Genomic DNA, 20300 nt, shown 5'->3' with positions numbered 1-20300 from the left:
CACCACTGCCTCGCCGGCAGTCGATGGCGGATTCCCATGGGCCATCAGTCCGCTTTGCGCCGCAAAAACGTGGGCACGTCCAGGTCGTCGTTATCGATGACGATGCCCTTGTACTCGCGGTAGATTTCGCTGGACGGATCTGCGTTGACAGCCTGCCGGCGGCGGATAAAGGTGGGCTCATCCAGCTCCGCCGAACGGGCCAGATCGGCCGGGGTGATATCGCGAACCTTTCCGCCGTAAGTAGGGTCCAGCACTCGCGACACGACCTCTCTTTGCTTCTCTTTTTCCTTGTCATCTTCACCGATGCCGGTGGCAATCACGGTAACGCTCATCTCCTCGCCGACGCTGTCGTCGATCACCGCGCCCCAGATGATCTCGGCATCCTCGCCCACCTCGTTGTAGATGCGCTCGGAGGCTTCGGTCATCTCCTCCATGGTCAGGCTGCTGTTGGAGGTGATGTTCATCAACACGCCCTTGGCGCCGGAGATATTGATATCTTCCAGAAGCGGATGCGAAATGGCCCGCTCGGCGGCTTCCAGCGCCCGATTCTCGCCGCTGGAAATACCGATCCCCATGATGGCCATGCCGGCCCGGCTCATGGTGGTCTTGACGTCGGCAAAATCGAGGTTGACCAGACCGGGCATCATGATCAGGTCGGTGATGCCCTTGACCGAATGGAGCAGGATCTCGTCTGCTTTCTTGAACATGTCCACCATCTTGGCGTTCTTCGATGCCAGGCCGCGCAACCGGTCATTGGGAATGGTGATCACCGTGTCGGCCGCCTTCTTCAGTTCGGCAAGCCCCTCGTCCGCCTGTTTGGCGCGTTTGCGTCCCTCGAAGGAGAACGGCCGCGTGACCACGGCCACGGTCAGGATCCCCATCTCCTTGCACAGCCGGGCGATCACCGGTGCCGCACCGGTTCCCGTCCCGCCGCCAAATCCGGCGGTGATGAATACCATGTGCGAATCAGACAGGGCGTCCTTGATCATCTCCGCATTTTCCAGTGCGGCTTCGCGCCCGACCTGGGGGTTGGCACCGGCGCCAAGCCCTTCGGTGATCTGGGTGCCCAGCTGGATGCGCATCTCGGCCTGTGAGATATCCAGGGCCTGGGCATCCGTATTGGCGGTAATGAACTTGACCCCCTGCAGGCTGCTGGCGATCATGTTGTTGATGGCGTTGCCGCCGGCACCGCCGACGCCGATCACCTTGATTTTTGCCGATTGATCATTTTCCACATACGAAAACATTCCTGTCATTGTCTCCCCCTTTGCATTGTTGCCCATAACGGCGTCTGCCTGTACGCCGTCGGCGTGAGTGTTGTCACCGTCGCCGGTGAACGATGTCGGGCCACCGGATCTGCCCATGATCAGATGACCTCCTTAAACCATTTTTTCATTCGCGCGATGAGGCTGTTGAAAATGTTTCGGTCGCGAATGCGGAACTTCTTCTCCGGCTCTTTTCTGGCGCCGTAAATAACCAGCCCCACGCCGGTGGCGTACATGGGATTGTTCACCACATCGGTGAGGCCGCTGATTCCCTGGGGTCGCCCCAGACGGGTCGGGACGCCGAAGACCCCCTCGGCGATATCGGCGGTGCCGTCCAGAAGCGAGGTTCCCCCGGTCAGCACCATGCCCGAGGCGATCATGTTTTCCATGCCGGCGCGGTAGATCTCCCGCTGCAGCAGGGTAAAAATCTCCTCCATACGTGGCTCCAGAATCTCGCCCAGGATCTGGCGCGGCAGCTTGCGCGCCTGTCGGCCACCCATGCCCGGCACCTCGATGGTGTCGTCCGAGCTGATCGCGGCATGGTCGCAGGTGCCGTATTTGCGTTTGATCTGCTCGGCATCGTTGATCGGTGCACGGAGCCCGATGGCGATATCGTTGGTCAGGTTGTCGCCCCCTAGGGCCAGCACGAAGGTGTGCCGGATATTCTTGCCCGAAAAAATCGCTAGGTCACTGGTTCCGCCCCCCAGATCGATAAGGCCGGTGCCCAACTGTTTCTCTTCCGCAGTCAGCACCGCTTCCCCCGAGGCCAGGCTTTCCAGAACGATGTCACACACGTCCAGGCCGGCCCGGTTGGCGCATTTGACGATATTGTGGGCCGAGGTCACCGCCCCGGTGACGATATGGATCTTGGCCTCCAGGCGGACACCGGCCATGCCCACCGGGTTCTGGATCCCCACCTGATCGTCGACAATATACTCCTGGGGCAGGACGTGAATCACTTCCCGGTCCATGGGAATGGCCACGGCGCGGGCCGCATCGATGACCCGTTCCACGTCCTGGGGGGTAATCTCCGGGCCCTTGATGGCCACGATCCCACGGCTGTTGAAGCCGGTAATGTGTCCGCCGGCAATCCCGGCATAGACCGACGAAATTTCACAGCCGGCCATCAGCTCGGCTTCTTCCACGGCCTTTTTGATCGACTCCACCGTGGATTCGATATTGACCACCACCCCTTTGCGCAATCCGATGGATGGATGCGTGCCGATGCCGATAATATGGATATCCCGGCCCACCACTTCGCCCACCACCGCACAGATTTTGGTGGTGCCGATATCCAGGCCGACGATAATGTTTCCTTCTCTAGGTCCCTGCAACTTTCACCTCCTCGGACGCCGAATCGGATGAAGCGGCCGGCGCCATCGTGATCACGATGCGATTGATGTCAAACAGGTCAATGGTCTGGCAGTTGGCCAGACGGCTGTCGGCATGCATCCGGCGGTGCAGTGCCCCCAAGGCCGCGCACTTCTCCCGAAAGTGGCCGAATCCGAGCTTGATGGCCTGCCCGGCATCACCGACGAATACCGTGGCCCCGATCTGTCGATCCATGTGGATGCGACGGATCTGCACCAGGGGCAGCGTGCTGTTTTTTTCGCGGGCCAGGGTCAACAGATCCATCACCGTCTGGAACGCGTGGGTGACCGGCCGGCCGGGAACCGGCAGATCCCTGTGATCCAGCCCCTGCACCCGCGGCCAGGGTCCGGTGTCCGAATGCGTTTCCCGTTTGAATATGCGGCCTGCGGTGTTGAGCATAAACCCCTCTTTGTCGGGCATCTCCAGCAGGGCCAGGGGGTCCTCTTCCCGGACGCTGACGTGCAGGCCGGACGGGATATCACGGCTGATCGCCGCCTCAGCGATCCATGGATCGGCCAGCAACTGCTTGCGCGCCACGGTCAGGTTCAGGGCCAGAATATTGGTCCCCGGCCCGATACCGGCCACCGCCAGAATGTGTTGACGGTCCAGCCGCCGCTGCCCGTCCACCTCGATCTTACGGACCATGAAATGGCGGCTCTGGGTAAAGTAGTCGTATGCCAGAATAAACGCCGCGCTGGTTGCCACCAGCACCAGGCCGACCAGGACTGCCCGGGCCGCCGACCGGATCCGCCGGCGAAGCGTTGCCCGGCGCGTTGTCTTATCTTTGCGGAATCGATTTTTGCGGGTCGGCTTCAACGATCAGGCACCTGTTTTCTGGCAATGGTTGACGATTTTGCTTCGGACAGTTTTTCAAGGACCCTTTCGCCCACCCGGTAGACGTCCCCGGCACCCAGGGTCAACAACAGGTCCTTATCGGCGAGGATCTTTACCAGATGGTCGACACACCCTTCCAGACTGTCCAGGCAGGTCACGTTACGGTGGCCATGGGCCCGGATGCAGTCGGCCAGCACCTGGCTGCTGACCCCGGCAATCGGCTTCTCGCTGGCCGCGTAAATGGGCAGCACCACCAAGAGATCGCTGTTGTTGAACGAACGGCCGAACTCCTCCATCAACGCCTGGGTCCGTGAATAGCGGTGGGGCTGAAAAACCACCACCTTGCGCCGGTCCGGCCAGTTGGCCTTGACCGCCTCAAGGGTTACCTGGATCTCCGTGGGGTGGTGGCCGTAATCGTCCACCACCCGGATGCGGGTAGCCGTCTCGCCCTTGATCTCCAGGCGCCGCTGCACGCCCTCGGCACCGGCCAGGGCACGTTTGATGGAAGCCAGGGGGATATCCAGTTCCAGACCCACGGCAATGGCCGCCAGGGCGTTATACACGTTGTGCATGCCCGGCATGGCCAGGTGAAATTCTCCCAGGTTCTCTCCGCGCTGAAACACGCTAAACCGGCTCTTCATTTCGCTGAAATGGATGTCACGGGCCTGCAGGTCCGCCTGGGTGCTGCGCCCGTAGGTGACCATGCGTTTCTCGATGCGCGGCAAAAGCCCCTGGAGCGGCTCGTTGTCCAGGCAGAGCACCGCCAGACCGTAAAAGGGGATGCGATCGATGAAATCGAGAAACACCTGTTTGATGGCATCCAGATCCTTGTAGAAATCCATGTGTTCCCGGTCGATGTTGGTGACCACGGCAATGGCCGGCGAAAACTTGAGGAACGAGCCGTCACTCTCGTCGGCCTCGGCCACGATGAAATCGCCCTGCCCCAAAACGGCGTTGCGGCCGATGCTCTTCAGCTTGCCCCCGATCACCACCGTCGGGTCCAAACCGCCGCCGGCCAGCACATTGGCCACCAGGGAGGTCGTGGAGGTCTTGCCGTGGGCACCGGCGACGGCCACGCTGTATTTCAGGCGCATCAGCTCGGCCAGCATCTCGGCCCGCGGAATTACCGGGATGGCCGCCTGGCGGGCTGCCGCCACCTCGGGGTTGGTGGCGTCGATGGCCGATGAGACCACCACCACATCAGCGCCGGCAATCTGCCCGGCCCGGTGGCCGATAAAAATGCTGCCGCCCGCCTGGGCCAGGTTGGCCGTGATGTCCGAGGCCTTGAGGTCGGAACCGGAAACCCGGTAGCCCAGATTAAGCAGCAACTCGGCGATGCCGCTCATGCCGATGCCGCCGATGCCGACAAAATGGATATGGTACTTCTTCAGGTACATATTTGATTTCCAACCAGTTGGTAACAATCATCCACGATCGCCCGGGCCGCATCCGGCCGTCCCAGGGCCCTGGACCGCCCGGCCATCCCGGCCAGCCCAGCCGGATCATCCGCCAGGGCATCGATCCGGGCCGCCAGATCCGCGCCGTTCAGGTCCCGCTCCAGCACCATCTGGGCGGCGCCCTGGTCCACCAGAAAGCGGGCATTGTGTTCCTGGTGGTTGTCGGCGGCAAAGGGAAAAGGCACGAACAGCGCCACCTTGCCCAGGGCGGCCAGCTCGGCCACGGTGGTGGCCCCGGCCCGGCAAACCACCAGGTCGGCCTCGGTATAGCGGGTGGCCATGTCGTGAAAAAAGGCCTTTACGTCGGCCGCAATCCCGGCACGGGCATAGGCCTCGGCCACCATGGCCCGGTCGGCGTCACCGGTCTGGTGCACAAAACGGATCTTCTGCACGGCCGTCAGATGGCCCAGGGCCTCGGTCACGGCCAGGTTGATGGCGTGCGCCCCCTGGCTGCCGCCCACCACCAAGACGGTGAACGTGTCTTTCTCACCCATGGCTTGCCCGGCCGCATCCAGGATGGGCTGGCGCACCGGGTTGCCGGTAACCCGCTTCTTGGCGGCGGCGATCCGTCCGCGGGTGTCCTCGAAGCTGACGTAGACCCGCCGGGCCAGGGGAAACAGGATCCGGTTGGTGACGCCGGGGATCGTGTTCTGCTCACACAGGACCACGGGGATGCCTTTCAGCCAGGCGGCCAGGGCCACCGGTCCGGCGGCGTATCCGCCCACACCGACCACCAGGTCGGCCTGCACGTCGGCCAGGATGCCGCTTGAGGCCCACACGGCCCCGGGAATTTTCATGGCCGCGCCGAGTTTGGCCCACAGCCCGCGTCCCTTGATGCCTTCGATGGCGATGATCCGCTGGGGAAAACCGGCCCGCGCCAGAGCCTCTTTTTCCAATGGGCGCCCGGCCCCCACGAAGAGGATGCGGGTGGCGGTGTTGCGGGCGGCGAATTCAGCGGCCACGGCAATGCCGGGAAAAAGATGGCCGCCGGTGCCGCCACCGGCCACCACCACCCGCAGGGGCCGCCAGGCCATTTGTGTGTCAGGTACGGGCATCGCGCGCTCCGATATTCATCATGATGCCGACCGCCGCCATGTTGATCAGCAGGCTGGTGCCGCCGTAACTCAGAAACGGCAGGGTCAGGCCCTTGGTGGGCAGAAGCCCCAGGGCCACGCCCATGTTGATGCACACCTGCAGGCCCAGGGTCACCGTAATGCCCATGGCCAGAAAGGCACCGAATCGATCCTGGGCGTGCCGAGCAATGTGAATGCCGCGCATGAGCATGATGCCGTAGAGCAGAATCACGACCAATACGCCGATCAGCCCCAACTCCTCTCCGATCACGGAGAAGATGAAGTCGGTATGCGGTTCGGGCAGGTAGAAGAGCTTCTGGTACCCCTTGCCCAACCCCACCCCGGTGATCCCGCCGGTTCCGAAGGCCATGAACGAATGCACGATCTGGTAGCCCCCTTCGGTGCGGTATTTCCAGGGGTCCAGGAAACTGAGCAGCCGCTGGACCCGGTAGTCGGCACTGGTCATGAAAATCCAGGCCATGGGCGCGAGGACCGGCACCACCATCAGCAGATGGGAAATGCGGCAGCCCCCGACGAAAAGCATAATCCAGGTCAGCAGCGCAAAAATCACCATGGAGCCGAAATCGGGCTGCACCACCAGCAGCAGAACAAACAGCCCCAGCACCATCACATGGGGCAGAAACCCCACGTAAAAATCACGCAGCAGGTCATCTTTCTTGCTCATGGAGTAGGCCAGATAGATGACCAGGGCCAGCCGGGCCAGCTCCGAGGGTTGAAACCGCAGTGGCCCCAGTTGCAGCCAGCGGGACGACCCGCCGGCGGTGACCCCCATGGAAGAAAACGCCACCGCCACCAGCATCAGCGCCGTGATGATCAACGCGGGATAGGTCAGCATCCGGTAAATCCGGAACGGAACGTAGCTGAACAGCACCAGCACAACGATCCCGATCAGTGAGAAGAGCGCCTGTTTCTTGAGAAAAAAATATCCGCTGCCAAAGTCTTTAAAGGCCAGGGCCGAGCTGGCACTGTAAACCATGACAATGCCGAGGCCGACCAGCAGCAACACGGGAAACAGCAGCCCCAGGTCATAGACCAGCGGTTGAACCTGGTTTTTCCGTACGGCGGCAGCGCTCATAGCAACCTTTCCACGGCTTTTCGAAAACAGTCGCCCCGATGGGCATAGCTGTCAAACATATCAAAACTCGCGCAGGCCGGCGAAAGCAGCACCGCTTCCCCGTCCTCGGCGGCGGCAAACGCCTGGGTCACGGCCTCATCCATGGTGGCCACTTCGATGATGCCCGCCCGGGGATCACCGGCCAGGGCGGTGACGATCTCGTCCCGGGCCTGGCCCAGGACCACCAGGGTCTTTACCCGCCGGCGCACCAGGGCTTTGAGCCGGCTGAAATCCCCTTTCTTGTTCTGTCCGCCCATAATCAGCACCACCGGCACATCAAAACACTCCAGGGCCCGTTTGACCGCGTCCACGTTGGTGGCCTTGGAGTCGTTGACGAACCGCACGCCACGCACCGTGCCCACCGGTTCGACCCGGTGAGCCAGCCCGCCAAACGTGTCGATGGTCTGCTGGATCCCCTCGCGGCTGGCCCCATGGGCCCGGGCGGCCAGGCAGGCGGCGGCGATGTTCTCGCGGTTGTGCGGTCCGATCAGGGCGCTTTTGGCCAGGGAGAAGATTGCCGTCCGCCGTCCGTTCTCCATGATCACGATCGCATCGCCCGTAATCTGGGCCCCCTGGTTCAGCGGCTGATCGGAAAACGGCTGCCGCCGGGCACGCAGCCCGACACGATCCAGCATCCCGGCCACGGTGGCATCCATGGCATTGAACACCGCCAGATCCCCGGGATCCTGATTCGCGAAAATGCGCCATTTGGACGCCGCGTAAGCCGAAAAGCCGGCGTACCGATCCAGGTGGTCGTCCGTGATGTTGAGCACCACGGCGGTCGCCGGCCTGAAATCGACGGTGGTATCCAGCTGGAAACTGCTCGTTTCGGCAACAATCACATCCGCCGTGCCGTAAGCGCCGTCGGCATAGGCGATCAGCGGCGTACCGATGTTTCCGCCGACGAAGACCCGTTTGCCGCTGTTTTTGAGCATCCTTCCCACCAGTTCGGTCGTCGTGGTCTTGCCATTGGTGCCGGTCACGGCGATGATCGGTGCCTGCACATGCGCCGCGGCCAGTTCCATTTCGCCGATCACCGGGATACCGGCGGCCCATGCCGGCTCCAGTATCGGCTGGGTGTGGGGCACGCCGGGGCTGAGCACCACCAGATCGGCATGTTCGAAATCACCGGTATCATGGCCGCCCAGCTTCAGCCGCACATCCAGCCCCGCCAGGGCGTCGATGGCAGGCTTGAGGGCGCTCGCCGCCGCACGGTCGGAGACGGTCACGCGGGCCCCTTGCCGGACCAGAAAACGGACGGTGGCCACGCCCGAGCGTCCCAGCCCCACCACCACGACACGTTTGTTGTTCAGGTCCAAATCGATTTCTCCCTGCCTTGCCGTCAGCGCAGTTTCAGGGTGCTCATGGAAATCAGGGCCAGGGCGATGGCGATGATCCAGAAACGGACGATCACCTTGGGCTCGGGCCACCCCTTGAGTTCGAAATGGTGGTGCAGGGGCGCCATGCGGAAAATCCGCCGCCCCTTGGTCATCTTGAAATAGCCCACCTGAAAAATCACCGAGAGGGCTTCAATCACGAAAAGCCCGCCCACCAGCACCAGCAGGATCTCCTGTTTCGTGATCACGGCCACGGTTCCCAGCGAGGCCCCCATGGAGAGGGAACCCACATCCCCCATGAACACCTGGGCCGGATAGGCGTTGAACCACAAAAATCCCACCCCGGCACCGGCCAGGGCACCACAGTAAACGGTGATTTCACCGCTGCCGGCCACCGGGGTGATCTGCAGGTACTCGGCGATGCGGGCGTGACCGGCGACATAGGCAAATATCATATAGGTGCCGGCGGCGATGATCACCGGCCCGATGGCCAGGCCGTCCAGTCCGTCGGTCAGGTTGACGGCATTGGAGGCCCCCACAATCACCAGGGCGGCAAAGGGGATGTAGCCCCATCCCGGATCCGGCGTCAGGCGCTTGAAAAAAGGAATGCTCAGTTTGGTGGTAAAATCGGGCACCAGGTAGGCCAGCAGTCCCACCAGCAGGGCCAGCATCACCTGGCAGAAGAGTTTCTGCCGGGCGGTCAGCCCCAGGCTGCGCTTTTTGACCTGCATGAGGTAGTCGTCGACGAATCCGATCACCCCGAAACCCACCGTGGCCAGGAGCGCGATCCAGACAAAGCGGTTGGTCAGGTTGGCCCACAACAGGCTCGAGCCCACCACGGCGAAGATGATCAGCACGCCGCCCATGGTCGGGGTGCCGGCCTTTTTCAGGTGTTCCTTGGGGCCATCGTCACGGATGTACTGTCCCACCTGCATCATGGAGAGCCGCCGGATCATCCAGGGACCCAGCAGAAAGCAGATCAAAAAGGCCGTCAGACCGGCATAGATGGTCCGGAAGGTGATGTACCGGAACACGTTGAAAGCTGCAAAGGTCGTATGCAGCGGATATAAGAGGTGGTAGATCATCGCTGGCTTTCGATACGTCGTTTTATCATTAGCGCCGTTAGCGGCATCGTCAATCTTCCTGGGCCTGACGGCAGATGGCCGTCACCACGGTCTCCATGGCCATTCCCCGGGACCCTTTCACCAGAATCAGGTCGCCATCGGCAAGCTGCCGGCAGAGGGCGCCGGAAACGTCCGCCTTGCTGCCGCGATAAATCCGCGATGCCGGCATCGCTTTGGCAATGGCCCCCTCGGCAACGGCATCGGCATAATCCCCGGTGACAAAGAGCCAGTCGATATGGTGCTCCCCCACCGTTTCGCCAATCCGCCGATGGCGTTCCTCGGCCTGGCTGCCCAGCTCGAGCATGTCCCCCAAGACGGCGATGGTGCGCCGGTCGCCCCGCATATGGTCCAAGGTCGCGATGGCCGCCGTCATGGATGCCGGGTTGGCGTTGTAAGTATCGTCGACCACACGGATGTCATGCGCCAGGCTGCGGATACCCATGCGCCCGACCTGGGGAACGAAGCGTTCCAGGCCCATCCGGATCCGTTCCAGGGGGACCCCCAGGATGTCACCGGCGGCAGCGGCGGCCAGGGCGTTGGCCACCATCACCCGGGCCGGTGTGGCCAGGGTGACGGGGATGCGCCCCGCAGGGGTAACCAGGGTAAAGGCTACGCCGGCAGCGGTCATCCGAATGTCCTCGGCACGCACCGCCGCCCGGCGGTCAATGCCGAAATAGACCACATCGCGATCCAGCCCCTCGCCCAGGGCGGCCACCCGCGGATCGTCGGCGTTCAGGATGGCCGTTCCACCGGTGCGGATGGTCGCCAGCAGCTCACCCTTGGCCCGCGCCACGTTGTCAATGCTACCGAGGCCTTCCAGGTGGGCCGGGCCCACATTGGTGATCACCCCCAGGTCCGGCTCGCAGATGCCACCCAGGTAGGCGATCTCACCAACATGGTTCATGCCCAGTTCCAGTATGGCGGCCTCATGGTTCGCGGCCAGCCGGAAAAGGGTCAGGGGCAGGCCGATATGGTTGTTCAGGTTGCCGCTGGTGGCCAGGGTCACGAACGACTGGCCGATCACCAGCTCCATGAGCATGCGGGTGGAAGTCTTGCCATTGGAGCCGGTCACGGCCACCACCCGGGGATTGATCCGGCGGCGGTTGAAACGGGCCAGGGCCCCCAGGCCCAGTGTGGTGTCGGCCACGCTCACGCAGGCAATCCGGCCTTTGATCATACGATCCATGGGCAGGCGATCGGCTTGGGACTCGGCCACCAGCAGCCCGCGAACGCCCCGGTCGAGCACATCGCCCACGAACCGGTGCCCGTCGTGGGAGTCGCCGGCAATGGCCACAAACAGCTGATCTTCTGTGATGGTTCGCGAATCGATGGCGATCCCGGCAAAATCCTGCTGCGGCGAACCGCACACCAGGCGGCCGCCGGTGGCCGTCATGATCGCGTCAATGGTCCACTTTTGGTGCGTCACCGGATTACGCTCCTCTCCGGGCCGTGGCCGCCAACACCTCGCGGGCCACCTCCCGATCGTCAAAGTGGATGGTTTCACCGGCCAGGATCTGGTAGGTCTCATGCCCTTTGCCGGCAATCAGGACCGTGTCCCCTGCCCGGGCCGCACCGATGGCCAGGGAAATGGCCGCCCGCCGGTCCGCTTCGACCAGGTAGGCCTTCCCGGTCTCCGCCCGGGCCAGCGTGCCGGCGCTGAGCCGGCGGTCGCAAAACCGGCGCACCCCGGTTTCGATGGCGTCGATAATGGCCAGCGGATCTTCCGAACGGGGGTTGTCCGATGTGATCACGGTCAGGTCGCTGCGCTGCGCGGCAATCTCACCCATGACCGGCCGTTTGGTGCGGTCGCGGTCGCCGCCGCAGCCGAAAACCGTGATCAGGCGGCCCGTCGTCAGGCGCCTCAAGGCATCGATGGCGTTTTCCAGGGCATCGGGCTTGTGGGAGTAATCCACGAAAATGAAGCGCTCCCCGCCTTCGGTGATCCGCTCCAGGCGCCCGGGCACACAGGCATTGGTGTTGATCCCGGCGGCAATCGATGCGGGATCGATGCCCAATGCCAGGGCCGCGCCGGTGGCGGCCAGGATGTTCTCGAGGTTGAAATCGCCCACCAGGGGGGAGTCGAAATCGATTGTCCCGGCCGGTGTGGAGATCTGTCCACGGATACCCGCCAGATCGCGAATTACCGCCACGGGCCGGATATCGCCCCCATCGCCGGTGGAGGTACGAAAGGCGGTGGTCCCCAGCCGTTCGGCCAGTTCGCGGCCATGGGCATCGTCCGCATTGACCACCGAGCGGACCGGATGCTGTCGGTCAGCCGGCTTGAGGTACTGCAGAAACAGACGCTGCTTGATCTGCCAGTAATTCTGCATGGTCTCGTGGTAGTCGAGATGGTCATGGCTCAGGTTGGTAAACACCGCCACATCGAAGTTGCAGCCGTCGACCCGCGAGAGATCCAGGGCATGCGAGGAGACCTCCATGACCGCATGGGTCACCCCGGAATCGACCATCTGCCGGAAAATCGCCTGCAAATCGGCGGATTCGGGGGTGGTCACCGGATTGGCGAAGACTTTGCCGGCATACCGGTAGTTGATGGTTCCGACCACCCCGACGGACCGGCCGGCCTGGGCCAGAATTTGCTCCAACAGGTAGGTGACCGTGGTTTTGCCACTGGTTCCGGTCACGCCCACCAGGGTCAGTTGTCTGGCCGGATGTCCGTAAAACCGGCAGGCCAGCCGGGCCAACGCGGCCCGCGGGTCGGCCACCCGGACCACCGCCGCATCGACGGACACCGGCTGGCGGCAGACAACGGCCACGGCTCCCCTGGCAACGGCATCGGGGATAAAACGGTGGCCGTCGACGGAAAAGCCCTCGATGGCCACGAACACCGCACCCGGGATCACCTGCCGTGAGTCGTAGCACACGGCGGTCACCACCGGATCGATGCCGGCTGGCGCACCGGTTGTCGATACGACGGTCAGTCCGTTTGTGAGCTTGGCCAGTTTCATCCTTTGAGCCTGTCTCCGCGGGACACCTGCAACTGGTCGGCATCGCGTCCCGGCGGGATATTGAGATAGCCCAATGTTTCCAGGGCAATCTGGCGGAACGCCGGTGCCGCCACAATGCCCCCGTAACACTGTACCGTGGGCTCGTCCACAATCACGAGGATGGTCAGCTCCGGCTGATCCGCCGGGGCAAATCCGATGAATGAGGAGAGATAGCGGCCCTTGGCATAGGTTCCGCTGCTGTCGATCTTCTGCGCCGTACCGGTCTTGCCGCACACCGAGTACCCCTGAATGGCCGCGTTCACGCCGGTACCCCCCTCACTGATGGCGGTCTTCAGAATCCGGCGCATCTCGGCGGCCGTATGGGTCGAAATCACCTGGCGAACCGGTTCGGGTGAGTAGCGTTTGATCGTCCGGCCGTTGCGGTCGGTCACCGACCTGACCAGCTGCGGCTTCATCAGCATCCCGCCGTTGGCGATGGCCGAGGCGGCGGTGGCCAGTTGAATGACCGAAACCGACACCCCCTGTCCGAAGGAGATCGCACCGGTATCGATGGCCGACCACGATCGGAACGGGCTCAGGCTGCCGGCGGTCTCGCCGGGACAGGCAATGCCTGATCGCTGGCCGAAGCCGAAGGCGTACAGATAGTTGTACAGTTGCTGGGGGCCCAACTTTTCGGCCATTTTCACCGACCCGATATTGCTCGAATACTTGACAATCTGCTGCAGGGAGAGCCATCCGTGCGGCTTGGTGTCGTGAACCGTATTCCGACCGACGCGGTATTCGCCGTTCTCGCAGTAAAAGATGGTCGATGGCGAACAGACGCCGCTGTCGATGGCCGCCGCTGCACTGAACATCTTCATCGTGGAACCGGGTTCGAAAGAATCGGTAACCGCCCGGTTGCGCCACGATGACCGGCAGTACTCCCCGTACCGGTTGGGGTTGAAAAAGGGGTAATGGGCCAGGGCCAGCACCTCGCCGGTGGCGGGCGCCATGACGACCGCCATCCCCGATTCAGCCTTGTACGTGGTCACCGACGTCTCCAGGGCCTTCTGGGCGATGTGCTGAATGGTGCTGTCGATGGTCAGGACAACGTTGTTGCCCTCGGTCAGCTGATCCGGCAGGCCCACGCCCTCGAAACGACGCCCCAGGGCATCCCGGAAAATGGTCATCTCCTCTTCGCGGCCCTTTAAATCTCCATCGAAGTAAAATTCGAGTCCTTCCAGGCCGCGGCTGTCGATGCCGGAAAACCCCACCAGCTGGGCGGCCAGGGTTTTGTTGGGGTAGTAACGGCTGTGCTCGCTGATAAAATCGATTCCCTTGAGCCCCAGCGCCCGGACCGCTTCGGCCTGACGGGGAACCGCCTGACGCTTGATCCAGACGAAGCCGCGTTTGGGATCCAGGCGTTTGGCCACCTCCTGCCGGGATTGGCCAAGGGCACGGGCCAGTTGCCGGGCAGCCGCCTGGCGGTTTTCGATCTGCCGGGGATAGGCCGCAATGGAGGCGCTGTCGATACTCACCGCCAGGGGAGTACCGTTGCGATCGGTGATGGCACCGCGCTTGCCCTGCACCACCATGGCACGCTCGTATTCCCGCGCGGCCCGCTCGGAGAGCCAGGCCCCCTGGAAGACGTTCAGTCGCACCGCCTGGGCGGTGATCACGGCCAGGGCCAACATAAAAAAGGCCCCGACAATGCCGGTCCGCAGGCGCATGCGGGTATTGATGGGGGGTTGTGTCATGGCAGTCTCACCGTCTGCTGGGCAGCGGGTCTGACCAGGCCCAAGCGGGTCCTGGCGATGGTTTCTATGCGTCCCGGCGATTTCAGCCGGGCCAGTTCAATGTTCAATGTATTGCGCTCTTTGAGCAGCGCCTCGTGCCGCCGGGTCTGGCGGTCGATGGCAAAGCCGGTGTCGACACACTGAACCCGGCACCAGGCATAAAACAGCGACTCGACAAACAGAAACAGCATCAAAACGAGCCACCAGCCGGCACGGGTCTTCTTGGGTGCCCGCAGCTTGCGATTGCGGACGCTGCCCTGCCCGCTTTCCAACGGTTTTGCGCGGCTGTTTGGTGCCGCTGCCTGGGCCGCCGGCATCACAGCCGCTCCACGGCCCGGAGGCGGGTACTGCGCGCCATGGGATTGTTGCGCACTTCATCGTCCGTGGGCCGCAGCACCTTGCGGTTCAACCGTCGAACCGTGGGCGTAAGGCCGCACACGCAACGGGGAAACGACGGCGGACAGGTGCACGGGTTCTCCAGCGCGCGAAAACGCTGTTTGACGATCCGGTCCTCAAGGGAGTGGAACGCCAGCACGCACATGCGCCCGCCCGGGTTGAGCAGGTCGACAGCCGTCTCCAGGAACCGGTCCAAAACCTCCAGTTCACGGTTCACGGCGATGCGCAAGGCCATGAACACCCGCGTGGCCGGGTGAATCTTCTGGGACCGCGCCGCACCGGCGGGCACCGCTTCCGCAACCAGCCGGGCCAACTGGCCACTGGTCTTCACCGGCTGGGTCTTGCGCCGGGCGACCAGGTGCCGGGCAATCCGCATGGCCCAACGCTCTTCGCCGTAACGGCTGAACAGGGTTGCCAGTTCCCGTTCACCCATGGAGGCGACCAATTCTGCGGCAGTTACCGAGGATCGGATGTCCATGCGCATATCCAGGGGTTCATCGCGGTTGAAGCTGAAGCCCCGACCGCTGGCCTCGATCTGATGCTGAGAAAGGCCGATGTCGATAAGAATGCCGTCTACGGCAGCAATGTCCAGTTGAGAAAGAAACAACGGCAGGTCCACAAAATTACCGTGGACGATATGGATCTTCAAATCGTCGACCGGCAGTACCCGGCGGGCCCGGTCGATGGCATCACGGTCCTGGTCGATGCCGATCAGGGTGCCGCCGGGAGCGATCCTGCGGCAAATTTGCCGGGCGTGCCCGCATCCACCCAGGGTACCGTCGACGATGATGCGGCCCGGCCTTAGGGCCAGCATCTCCACCGCCTCGTCGAGCATGGCGGTGATGTGGTAGCCGGACACGGGTTAGAGCCCCAACTGGGCGATCTCCTGTCGCACCTGATCGTCGCCCATGTCCTTTGCCATCTGTCCATTTTCACGGTCCCAGTTATCCTGGGACCAGATCTCGAAACGGTCCAGCACGCCCACCAGGACAATTTCCTTCTCCAGGCCGGCGTATTTCTTCAGAAACGGGGGAATCAGCACGCGCCCCTGGCCATCGCACTTGCAGTCGTGGGCGCCACCGATAAAAATTCGTTGAAACCGTCGCATGGACTCGCTTTTTTGGGGAAGATGAAGTATTTTCTGTTCCAGCTTGCTCCATTCGTCGAGCGTATAGGCAAACAGGCAGTCGTCCATGCAGGTGATCATGACCCGTTCGTCACCGCCAGCTTTGAGAACATCACGAAAGCGTGTTGGGATGATAATCCGCCCTTTCGGGTCAATGGTATGAAAGGAGCTTCCCCGAAACATTTTTCACCATTTTTATCCACTTTATCCCACTTAACTTGGATAAAAATACAAATTTCGTTAACTGTCAAGAAAAAATTGGTTTTACGTTGCAAAATTTTACTAATAATTATTGAAAGTTAAGCCAAAACAAACCGATCCTTGAAGACGGTGGAGAAAAGTGGAGTATAATACCGAAGTCATCCCACTCAAGTGGCCGATGGTGGGGCAACACGCCCCGCCGGCCTGCAGGCACTTTTTTTGTTGCCTGAGGGAAAAGTTTAATATATCGATATCAAAGAAGAATTCGATGATCTCCACCGACGAGCGACAAACGGAAACCGCGCATTGAAGATTCGACAGTTTTTTTATGGCAGTGATAATCTGGCCTATCTGCTGTGCAGCAACAGGGAGGCCATGGCCATCGACGGTGGTGCCGTGGATGCGATCATGGATTATGTCCGTGCCCACGATCTCACTCTGAAGCGGGTCACCAACACCCATAACCACGGGGATCACACGACGGGTACGCGTCGCCTGGTTGAACGATCGGGCGCCGACTACCTCGACCACCGGCAATTTGCCGATGGTGAGACCATCGACCTGGACGGAAGAGCCGTCACGGTCCGCCGGACCCCGGGCCACACCATGGATTCGGTGACCTTTGTTGCCGGAGGCGTCATGGTCACCGGTGATACCCTGTTCAACGGCACGGTGGGCAACTGCTTCTCGGGTGACCTCAGGGCGTTTTACGATTCCATCCGCCGGCTCATGGCGTATCCGGCCACGACGCGGATCTATGCCGGCCACGATTATGTGGCTGCATCGCTGGCCTTTGCGCGGCACCTGACACCGCACAACCATGCCATCGATGCCTACGCCGCGCGCTACGACAACACCCATGTGGTCTCCACCCTGGCGGACGAGATGGCCGTCAATCCCTACCTGCGTTTCAATGACCCTGAAATGATCGCCCTGCTGGAATCCCGGGGGCTGCCCACCGGCGACGAATATCAGCGCTGGGAAGGGATCATGTCGCTCGAATGAAATCTGCCGTCCCGGTCCACCCGAAACTGCCGATGACCGGCCTGCGGCCGTCACCCTGCACAACCGGTGCCGCCTCCGTCCCGGAAACGCGCATCCGGTGGACGCTCACGTTCGGTTCATGACACACGCCAATACCCGACATCCCGCTTCCCACAGCGCCGCGCCCCCGACCGGAACCGGTGCCGCTGTTTTGGCCGCCATCCGCGACACGGCCCGGGTCCATTTCTCACAGGCCCGGGGCAGTCATGACTGGGACCACACCCTGCGGGTACACCGGCTTTGCCGGCATATCGGCCGGGCCGAAGGGGCGGACCCCCTGGTGACCGAAGCGGCCGCCTACCTGCACGACATCGGCCGCGCCCACCAGGACCGCGCCAATGGAAAGCTCTGCCACGCCAAGATCGGGGCGGACATGGCCCGCGAAATCCTGGCCGGCCACCCGCTGTCCAACCGTTGCCGGGAAAACATCATCCACTGTATCGCCACCCACCGCTTCCGCCGGGGGGAGATGCCGCAGACCCTGGAGGCCAAAGTTCTCTTTGATGCAGACAAGCTGGATGCCATCGGCGCCGTGGGGGTGGCACGGGCCTTTCTGTTTGCCGGCGAACTGGGAGCCCGGCTGCACAGTCCCGAGGTGGAGATAGACCGGACGACCGCCTATTCCATCGACGACACCGGGTACCGCGAATATGTGGTCAAGCTTTCCAAAATCCGGGAGCGGATCCTTACGCCCACGGGAAAACGCCTGGCCGAGGCACGGCACCGTTTCATGACCTCTTTTTTCGACCGCTTTCTGGAAGAATACGAAGGAGAAAGGTAAATCATCATGTCAATGAACATCGTAGAGAAAATCGACGACCGGGTACGCGTCAGGCACGTACTGATCAGTGTTTCCGACAAAAGCGGGCTGGACGTCTTCGTTCCCCGCCTGCTGTCGATCAATCCCGAACTGAAGATCTTTTCCACCGGCGGCACCTTTGCCCGGCTCAGCGAAATCCTGGGCGAGCGGGCAGGCCGTTGCCTGACCCCGGTTTCCGACTATACCGGCCAGCCGGAAACCCAGGGCGGCCTGGTCAAAACACTGGATTTTAAAATCTACCTCGGCCTTCTCACCGAGACTTACAACGATGCCCACCAGGCGGATCTGGCACGCACCGGCGCCGTGCCCATCGACATGGTGGTGGTGAACCTCTACCCGTTCAGGGAAACCATCGCCAAGGCCGGCGTCACCCCGGAAGGGGCCCGCGGCAACATCGATATCGGCGGACCTTGCATGATCCGGGCCTCGGCCAAAAACTTCATCCGCGTCGCCGCGGTGGTCGATCCGGACGACTATGGCCCCATTGCCGATGAAATGGCCGCTGCCGATGGCCATCTCTCCCTGGCGCAACGCTACCGCCTGGCCGGCAAAGCCTTCGACCACACCGCGGCCTACGATACCGCCATTGCCAGGTATTTCTCGGCAACCGACATCGACGCGGTACAGGCCATCTATAATGTTTAAGATTCGGACTGACGGACAAGAAAAAAAGGAGTAAACCCATGGCTGACGACCTGAAAAAAATGTACCGCACCATCATGGACGATCACTTCCCCCCGAAGATGGAAATCAGCTTCGTTGACCACGATCAGCGACAGACCCTGTTTTACGAGAAGGTCACCTGGACCATCGACAACGTCCAGAAGGGGCTGCGCTATGGCGAGAATCCCGGCCAGGAGGCGGCCCTGTACCGCATGGTCAACGGGAACCTAGTGCTCGGGGAGACCGAAACGATCCAGCCGGGTCAATACCTGGCATCGGACATCGAGCTGCTCCAGTCCGGCAAGCATCCGGGCAAGACCAATCTCACCGATACGGACAATGCGCTCAATATCCTCAGGTACTTCACCGACCGCCCCACGGCAGTCATCGTCAAGCACAACAACCCCTGCGGGGTCGCCCAGGCGCAAAGCCTTGAAGAGGCGTACATCAAGGCCAACCTGGCCGACCGCGTGGCCGCCTTCGGCGGTTGCATCGCGCTGAACCGCAGCATCGACAAAGCCGCGGCCGAAGCCATCTGCAACCAGTACGCCGAAGTGGTCGTGGCCCCCGATTTCGAACCGGGGGTCATGGAGATCTTCTCCCGCAAAAAAAACCTGCGGGTGATCCGCATCGGCAATGTCAATCGGCTTCAGGAATTCGTCGGCAAACGCTGCGTGGAATTCAAAAGCCTCATCGACGGCGGCCTCATCGCCCAATGGTCCTTTGTTCCCCAGGCACGCACCCGGGAAGATCTTACACCGGCACGCTGCGAGGTGAAGGGCAAAATCTACCAGACCGAGCGCATGCCCACGGATCGGGAGTACGACGATTTGCTCTTCGGCTGGCTGGTGGAAGCCGGGGTCACATCCAACTCCGTTCTCTATGTCAAAGACCTGACTACCGTGGGAATCGGCACCGGAGAGCAGGACCGTGTCGGTGTGGCCGAGATTGCCCGTGACAAGGCCTATCGCAAACTGGCCGACCGCTACTGCTTTGAAGCATTCCAGACGCCTTACAACGAGCTTGACGATCCGCAGCGCAAGGCGGAGATCGACGCCCGCGTAACGGCCGAGAAAGGCGGCCTGATCGGTGCAAGCATGGTCAGTGACGCGTTCTTCCCCTTCCGGGATGGCGTGGATGTCGGCATCCGCGAAGGCATTACCGCCGTGGTCCAACCCGGGGGCTCCAACAATGACTACCAGTCCATCGAGGCATGCAACGCCGCAAACGTCGCCATGGTTTATACCGGACAGCGCAGTTTCAAGCACTGAAGACCATTTTCTTCCCCTAAACCCTTGTTTCACGCGGTTTCGCTGTTGACACACCCATGAATTTACTGTAATGCCAAAAAATAAGCATCGGTATCAGGTTCCAATTTTACCCCATTAAAAGGAGGAAGAGATGACAAAGGCCGAATTAGTTGAGAAAATGGCAGATGAGGCCGGCATCACCAAGGTTGCTGCTGCCGCCGCGTTGGATTCATTCACCGCCAATGTTGGCAAAGCGCTGAAAAAAAAGGACGGCAAAGTGACCTTGGTGGGATTTGGAACCTTCATGAAGGTGCGTCGCAAAGCCCGCAAGGGACGCAATCCCCAGACGGGCGAAGTAATCAAGATCAAGGCCGCCAATGTGGTCAAGTTCAAACCGGGAAAGAAATTGCGCGACGCCGTCTGATTTTCGCGACATCCGAATACGAAAGGCGGCCTGCCAGGT

Annotated in this window: 19 protein-coding genes; 5 read left to right on the top strand and 14 right to left on the bottom strand. The window is 61.9% G+C overall.

Translation table 11 applies throughout. The features are described from left to right. Window positions 1-44 precede the first annotated feature (44 nt). From ftsZ to mraZ, 14 genes are all read right to left on the bottom strand, one after another. Window positions 45-1247 (bottom strand): cell division protein FtsZ, encoded by a 1203-nt coding sequence (ftsZ, locus tag GN112_RS24105; RefSeq protein WP_414736151.1) that lies wholly within the window; start codon window positions 1245-1247, stop codon window positions 45-47. Window positions 1248-1366: 119 nt separating this feature from the next. Then, window positions 1367-2599, bottom strand: a complete 1233-nt coding sequence (ftsA, locus tag GN112_RS24100; RefSeq protein WP_155312523.1) for a cell division protein FtsA — start codon at window positions 2597-2599, stop codon at window positions 1367-1369. After that, window positions 2586-3452: a cell division protein FtsQ/DivIB gene (locus tag GN112_RS24095; RefSeq protein WP_155312522.1), complete on the bottom strand. Its 867-nt coding sequence runs from the start codon at window positions 3450-3452 to the stop codon at window positions 2586-2588. Before GN112_RS24095 ends, ftsA begins: the two co-directional genes overlap by 14 nt. Next, on the bottom strand, window positions 3449-4867 hold the full coding sequence (murC, locus tag GN112_RS24090) for a UDP-N-acetylmuramate--L-alanine ligase (RefSeq protein ID WP_155312521.1): 1419 nt from the start codon (window positions 4865-4867) through the stop codon (window positions 3449-3451). The genes GN112_RS24095 and murC overlap by 4 nt, the downstream gene beginning before the upstream one ends. Continuing rightward, window positions 4858-5982: an undecaprenyldiphospho-muramoylpentapeptide beta-N-acetylglucosaminyltransferase gene (gene murG / locus GN112_RS24085; protein WP_155312520.1), complete on the bottom strand. Its 1125-nt coding sequence runs from the start codon at window positions 5980-5982 to the stop codon at window positions 4858-4860. Before murG ends, murC begins: the two co-directional genes overlap by 10 nt. Further along, window positions 5969-7096: a putative lipid II flippase FtsW gene (gene ftsW, locus GN112_RS24080; RefSeq protein WP_155312519.1), complete on the bottom strand. Its 1128-nt coding sequence runs from the start codon at window positions 7094-7096 to the stop codon at window positions 5969-5971. Before ftsW ends, murG begins: the two co-directional genes overlap by 14 nt. After that, entirely contained in the window at window positions 7093-8454 is a 1362-nt protein-coding gene (murD, locus tag GN112_RS24075; protein WP_231717120.1) for a UDP-N-acetylmuramoyl-L-alanine--D-glutamate ligase, read from the bottom strand. The genes ftsW and murD overlap by 4 nt, the downstream gene beginning before the upstream one ends. 23 nt (window positions 8455-8477) lie before the next feature. Then, window positions 8478-9557, bottom strand: coding sequence for a phospho-N-acetylmuramoyl-pentapeptide-transferase (mraY, locus tag GN112_RS24070; protein WP_155312518.1), 1080 nt, complete (start codon window positions 9555-9557; stop codon window positions 8478-8480). Window positions 9558-9606: 49 nt separating this feature from the next. After that, window positions 9607-11022, bottom strand: a complete 1416-nt coding sequence (locus GN112_RS24065) for a UDP-N-acetylmuramoyl-tripeptide--D-alanyl-D-alanine ligase (protein WP_162459090.1) — start codon at window positions 11020-11022, stop codon at window positions 9607-9609. A gap of 4 nt (window positions 11023-11026) precedes the next feature. Further along, window positions 11027-12562 (bottom strand): UDP-N-acetylmuramoyl-L-alanyl-D-glutamate--2,6-diaminopimelate ligase, encoded by a 1536-nt coding sequence (locus GN112_RS24060; protein ID WP_155312516.1) that lies wholly within the window; start codon window positions 12560-12562, stop codon window positions 11027-11029. Continuing rightward, window positions 12559-14298: a peptidoglycan D,D-transpeptidase FtsI family protein gene (locus tag GN112_RS24055; RefSeq protein ID WP_155312515.1), complete on the bottom strand. Its 1740-nt coding sequence runs from the start codon at window positions 14296-14298 to the stop codon at window positions 12559-12561. The genes GN112_RS24060 and GN112_RS24055 overlap by 4 nt, the downstream gene beginning before the upstream one ends. Next, the gene (locus tag GN112_RS24050; RefSeq protein WP_155312514.1) at window positions 14295-14654 is read right to left on the bottom strand and encodes an FtsB/FtsL family cell division protein; all 360 of its coding nucleotides are present in this window, start codon (window positions 14652-14654) and stop codon (window positions 14295-14297) included. Before GN112_RS24050 ends, GN112_RS24055 begins: the two co-directional genes overlap by 4 nt. Beyond that, entirely contained in the window at window positions 14654-15592 is a 939-nt protein-coding gene (gene rsmH / locus GN112_RS24045) for a 16S rRNA (cytosine(1402)-N(4))-methyltransferase RsmH (RefSeq protein WP_231717119.1), read from the bottom strand. Before rsmH ends, GN112_RS24050 begins: the two co-directional genes overlap by 1 nt. 3 nt (window positions 15593-15595) lie before the next feature. Next, the gene (gene mraZ, locus GN112_RS24040; protein WP_155312513.1) at window positions 15596-16042 is read right to left on the bottom strand and encodes a division/cell wall cluster transcriptional repressor MraZ; all 447 of its coding nucleotides are present in this window, start codon (window positions 16040-16042) and stop codon (window positions 15596-15598) included. Between the two features lie 324 nt (window positions 16043-16366). Here mraZ and GN112_RS24035 point away from each other — a divergent pair, with 324 nt between their 5' ends. The 5 genes from GN112_RS24035 to GN112_RS24015 all read left to right on the top strand — a co-directional run bounded on the left by GN112_RS24035 (window position 16367) and on the right by GN112_RS24015 (window position 20261). Beyond that, the gene (locus tag GN112_RS24035) at window positions 16367-17065 is read left to right on the top strand and encodes an MBL fold metallo-hydrolase (RefSeq protein WP_231714206.1); all 699 of its coding nucleotides are present in this window, start codon (window positions 16367-16369) and stop codon (window positions 17063-17065) included. 118 nt (window positions 17066-17183) lie between these two features. Beyond that, complete coding sequence (locus tag GN112_RS24030) at window positions 17184-17885, top strand: HD domain-containing protein (protein ID WP_155312512.1); 702 nt, start codon at window positions 17184-17186, stop codon at window positions 17883-17885. A 6-nt stretch (window positions 17886-17891) separates the two neighbouring features. Further along, window positions 17892-18569, top strand: coding sequence for a hypothetical protein (locus GN112_RS24025; protein WP_155312511.1), 678 nt, complete (start codon window positions 17892-17894; stop codon window positions 18567-18569). 38 nt (window positions 18570-18607) lie between these two features. Beyond that, complete coding sequence (locus GN112_RS24020) at window positions 18608-19858, top strand: IMP cyclohydrolase (protein WP_155312510.1); 1251 nt, start codon at window positions 18608-18610, stop codon at window positions 19856-19858. A 130-nt stretch (window positions 19859-19988) separates the two neighbouring features. Continuing rightward, complete coding sequence (locus GN112_RS24015; RefSeq protein ID WP_155312509.1) at window positions 19989-20261, top strand: HU family DNA-binding protein; 273 nt, start codon at window positions 19989-19991, stop codon at window positions 20259-20261. The last annotated feature ends 39 nt before the right edge of the window (window positions 20262-20300 follow it).

Source organism: Desulfosarcina ovata subsp. ovata (assembly GCF_009689005.1).
GTDB lineage: Bacteria > Desulfobacterota > Desulfobacteria > Desulfobacterales > Desulfosarcinaceae > Desulfosarcina > Desulfosarcina ovata.
Note: the sequence above shows the minus strand (reverse complement) of the source record. Positions and strands in the feature narration are given on the sequence as shown.

Coding starts and splice junctions, on each gene's coding strand:
- ftsZ (WP_414736151.1), bottom strand. CDS start 1,247: ATGTTTTCGTATGTGGAAAATGATCAATCGGCAAAAATCAAGGTGATC.
- murC (WP_155312521.1), bottom strand. CDS start 4,867: ATGTACCTGAAGAAGTACCATATCCATTTTGTCGGCATCGGCGGCATC.
- murG (WP_155312520.1), bottom strand. CDS start 5,982: ATGCCCGTACCTGACACACAAATGGCCTGGCGGCCCCTGCGGGTGGTG.
- ftsW (WP_155312519.1), bottom strand. CDS start 7,096: ATGAGCGCTGCCGCCGTACGGAAAAACCAGGTTCAACCGCTGGTCTAT.
- mraY (WP_155312518.1), bottom strand. CDS start 9,557: ATGATCTACCACCTCTTATATCCGCTGCATACGACCTTTGCAGCTTTC.
- GN112_RS24060 (WP_155312516.1), bottom strand. CDS start 12,562: ATGAAACTGGCCAAGCTCACAAACGGACTGACCGTCGTATCGACAACC.
- GN112_RS24055 (WP_155312515.1), bottom strand. CDS start 14,298: ATGACACAACCCCCCATCAATACCCGCATGCGCCTGCGGACCGGCATT.
- GN112_RS24050 (WP_155312514.1), bottom strand. CDS start 14,654: ATGCCGGCGGCCCAGGCAGCGGCACCAAACAGCCGCGCAAAACCGTTG.
- mraZ (WP_155312513.1), bottom strand. CDS start 16,042: ATGTTTCGGGGAAGCTCCTTTCATACCATTGACCCGAAAGGGCGGATT.
- GN112_RS24030 (WP_155312512.1), top strand. CDS start 17,184: ATGACACACGCCAATACCCGACATCCCGCTTCCCACAGCGCCGCGCCC.
- GN112_RS24025 (WP_155312511.1), top strand. CDS start 17,892: ATGTCAATGAACATCGTAGAGAAAATCGACGACCGGGTACGCGTCAGG.
- GN112_RS24020 (WP_155312510.1), top strand. CDS start 18,608: ATGGCTGACGACCTGAAAAAAATGTACCGCACCATCATGGACGATCAC.
- GN112_RS24015 (WP_155312509.1), top strand. CDS start 19,989: ATGACAAAGGCCGAATTAGTTGAGAAAATGGCAGATGAGGCCGGCATC.